This window comes from Microcoleus sp. MON2_D5 (genome assembly GCF_036701905.1).
Classification (GTDB): domain Bacteria; phylum Cyanobacteriota; class Cyanobacteriia; order Cyanobacteriales; family Microcoleaceae; genus Microcoleus.
Window position 1 is genome coordinate 1 of sequence record NZ_JAUBRM010000190.1, and the last position, 3,955, is coordinate 3,955.

The window sequence follows — 3,955 nt, forward strand, 5'->3', positions numbered from 1 at the left end:
CGCTAGATTCACAGGAGCGACGTTTAACGTCATTTTTCCTTGCAGAATGCGCGAGACATCCAACAAGTCCTCAATTAATTGGGCTTGCAGCTTGGCGTTGCGTTCGATCGTTTCCAGCGCTTGCTGCGTTTTTGTGCCATCTAATCGCCCAGTTCGGAGCAATTTTGTCCAGCCCAGAATCGGATTGAGGGGCGAGCGCAACTCGTGGGACAATACGGCTAAAAATTCGTCTTTAATTCGGTTAGCGGCTTCTGCTTTTGTGCGATCGCGTTGAGCTGCCCGGTACAACTGAGCATTGTCGATCGCCAAAGAAGCACGACGAGCCAATTCCTCTGCCTGTTCCAAATCTGTCGGGGTGTACTGGCGTCCAGATTCGGCGGAGATAAAGGAAATGACCCCTAGAATTCGTGCCTGAGTTCGTAGTGGCACCGTCATTACGGATCTGAAGCCAACCTGCCGTAGAATCTCTAAATGCTCTGAATCCCGCGCTGCGTGTACCAACAGTTCATCGGGAATCTCCGGCACCAAATCAGGTTGTCCAGTTCGCAGTGTAAATGCAGCACCGCGAGGGTCATCCGGATTCATAGGATACTTATCTCTAATCTGATGTGCCCATTCCAGTTTGGCAGGGTCAACGTGAGCCACTGCAATCTGCTCGATCGCACCATCCTCTTCTATCATGTGGACCGTACACCAGTCCGCTAATTTCGGCACTGTAAGCTGCGCGACTCGCTCTAAAGTCGTTTGATAATCGAGTGAGGATGCCAGCACTGCACTCGCCTCAGAGAGAAAGTGTTGGGCAAGCTCTAGCCTGACGCGCTCAGTCACATCGACTACATAAATTAAAACCCCTTCAACCTGACCATTTGAGTTCACAGTCGGAAGATAGTAAACGTTGTAGTAACCGGGACGGCGATCGCCGCGTCCGGGAACATTCACCGCAAAGTTTGGTGAAATAAAGGGATTTCCTGTGGTGTATATCTGATGAAAGACTTCAACTAATTTGGGATCGAATTGACCAAAAAGTTCTGGAATGGAATTTCCTAAATGTTGCTCGCGGGTTAATCCATTAATTTCTGCTAATGCTTCGTTGATGGCAATAAATCGCTGCTTTTCATCTAATAGGGCAAGTCCAATCGGAGACGTTTCAAAAATAGTGGCTAATTGGTGCTGTGCCGCTTCTGCCTCTGAACGGGCAATGCGTTCGCGCCCTAGTAGTTGTTCCCGTTCCTGTTCGGCTTGCTTGCGCTGTGTGATGTCAATGAGAATGCCGATCATGTGGATCGGCTTTCCCTGTGTATTGTAGGTAAACCGTCCTCTGGCTTCTACCCAATGAATGGAACCATCCGGCCAAAGGATGCGATATTCGTGGTGATACTCGGTTCGCTCCAGCCGCGCTTGTTGAATTGCTGCTTCTGCTACGGCTATATCGTCTGGATGAACACTTTTAGCCCACAGTTCATAGCTGGGTTCGTACTCATTTGGTTGAAGTCCTATGATGGCAAAGTGTCCATCAGACCAGGTTACAGTGTCCATCTGTATATCCCAGTCCCACGTTCCCATGCGTCCGACGTTCAGCGCGAGTTGCAGATTAGCTTCACTTTCTCGCAATTCTTCTTCTGCCCGCGATCGCTCCACGGCTAGCCAGGTTTTTTGAGCAATTCGCTCCATCAGCACCACATCTTCCTCCGTCCACTGGCGAACAGAGACATGGTGCAATACCAACAATGCAACAAATCGCCCTTCTTTAACTAAGGGAACACACAGGAGAGATTTGGTTTGAATTGCGTCAAAGGTAGCAGCCCCCGATCCGGCAGTCCGAGGATCGCGATCGACATCATCTACGACAATAGTTTTGCCCTGCTTTAATTGAGCAATGAGTTCACGACCAAACGAATCCATGTGATGGCTACCCACCACGCTGATGACACCATTGCAATAGTCGCGATCGACAATGACGTATTCCTGAGTAGAATCAATTTCACCGTAGGTACAGCGAGTAACTTGGAAGTGTTGGCCTGTGGAACAAACCACTTGCCACATAATTTCCTTGGGGTCTTGAATGGCACGAATCGCATCATTCAATTCGATTAGGAATTGCTGCTGTCTCTCCTTGTGCTGAAGTTCTGCCAGTAATTCCTCAATTTGTTGCCTTGCCCGCACCTGGGCTGTCACTTCAATGTTGTAAATCAACATACCCTGAATGGTTCCCTCAGCATCCCGCCAAGCTGCAAAGATGCAGTGGAAAAATGCTTCTTCCAACACCCCATCGCCGTTCCGATCCCAGTAAGTAGGTGACTCCTCCCGAATAAATGTTTCTCCCGTCCGGTAAACCTGTTCAAGCACGTCAAAGTAAATTTGTCCCTCTAACTCCGGGAAAACCTGCCGCAGTGGTTGACCAATGATGTCTAGAGTGCGTCCAGTCCCTTGCAGGTAGGTGGGATTGGCAAATTCATACACAAGATCGGCACCTTTAACAATGGCAATCATGGCAGGCAATTGCATCAGGATGTCATGCAACCGCTTGCGTTCGCTTTCTGCTTCGAGTCGGGCAGTTTGTTCTCGTTTTAAAAGGCGATCGCGTTCTGCTTCGATCTGTTTGCGTTCTGTAATATCAACCGAAACGCCAATCATGCGAACTCCTTGCCCCGTCTCATCCAGATAGATTTGCCCCTGACTGTTGAGCCAGCGCACAACGCCGTCTGGACAAATTACCCGATACTCCGGTGCGTAGGGCTGTTCTCGAGCCATTGCCCCTGCAGCTGCTTGGAGCACCTGTTGTCGATCGTCTGGATGAATGAGCGCAAAAAACTCTTCTCCCGTCCCTTCATCAAGACCCCAAACGTCTAGAGCATTAGCAGAACACACCACTCGATTGCTCTGCAAATCCATATCCCAGACAACCATCTGAGCCCCTGTCAGTGCCAATCGCAAGCGTTCTTCGCTCTCTCGTAATGCCTGTTCAACTTGTTTGTAATCGGTCACATCACGAGTAATCCCCAGTACCGTTTCTACGGAGCCATCAAAAGTAAATTCAGGGACAATACGCGACTGATACCATCGACTACCATAAGAAGTCGGAAACTTAAATTCAATCGTCTGTTCGGAGCCGGTTTCAAACACTTGTTGCAAACTGTCATGCCAAACGCGATAGTTGTCTTCTGGCATTCCTAGCTCAGCATTAGTCCTGCCAATAAAGCGATCGGCTGGAATGCCCGTTGCTTTTTCTACAGAAGGACTGACATAAAGGTGACGAAATTCTGAATCGATTCGACTAATAATATCCGGGGCATTTTCACCCACCATTTTGAACTGTTGCTCTCGCTGCCACAGTTGGCGTTCCAAGCGTTTGCGCTCTGTTAAGTCGATTAAGAAGCCTACACCTAGATTGTTGGGTTCTCCTAAATAGGCAGTCCCAATTAAAACTGGAACGCGAGTACCATCTTTACGAATGTATTCTTTCTCAAACGGCGCATGGCGACCAACTTGTTTCATCTGTGCCATTGCTTGCTCGTCTAAATGCCGAAACTCCGGTGGAGTAATCTCCAGGAAGTTTACCTCTCCCGATACAACTTCTTCTCGCGTGTAACCTAAAGTGGCAAGCCAAGCCTCGTTGACTTCCAGAATATTGCCTTGAAAATCGCCAATAATAATGCCAATGAGATTTGCCTCAAATAAACCTCGTAGCTGCGATTCACTCTCGCGTAAGGCTTGCTCTACACGTTTGCGTTCGCTCACGTCTTGGAAGACAACAACGGCTGCAACAATCTGCCCCTGGTTATCTAAAATTGGTGCTGAGTTGACGTTAATGAAAATGCGGCTACCATCATTTCGATGAATTTCTATAGCAATCCTAATTGATTTGTGAACACCCATGTGATAAAATATAAAAAGCATAATAAACAGAGAATTGCCAAAATGGATAGCCCGGTACTCGATCGCAAAAAGCAAGAGT

The 3,955-nt window shown here is 48.3% G+C and carries 1 protein-coding gene; it reads right to left on the reverse strand.

Annotated elements, in window-relative coordinates; genetic code table 11:
* On the reverse strand, positions 1-3,897 hold a 3,897-nt coding region (locus QUA47_RS30345), incomplete at its 3' end, for a PAS domain S-box protein (protein WP_333433551.1).
* Between the last annotated feature and the right edge of the window lie 58 nt (positions 3,898-3,955).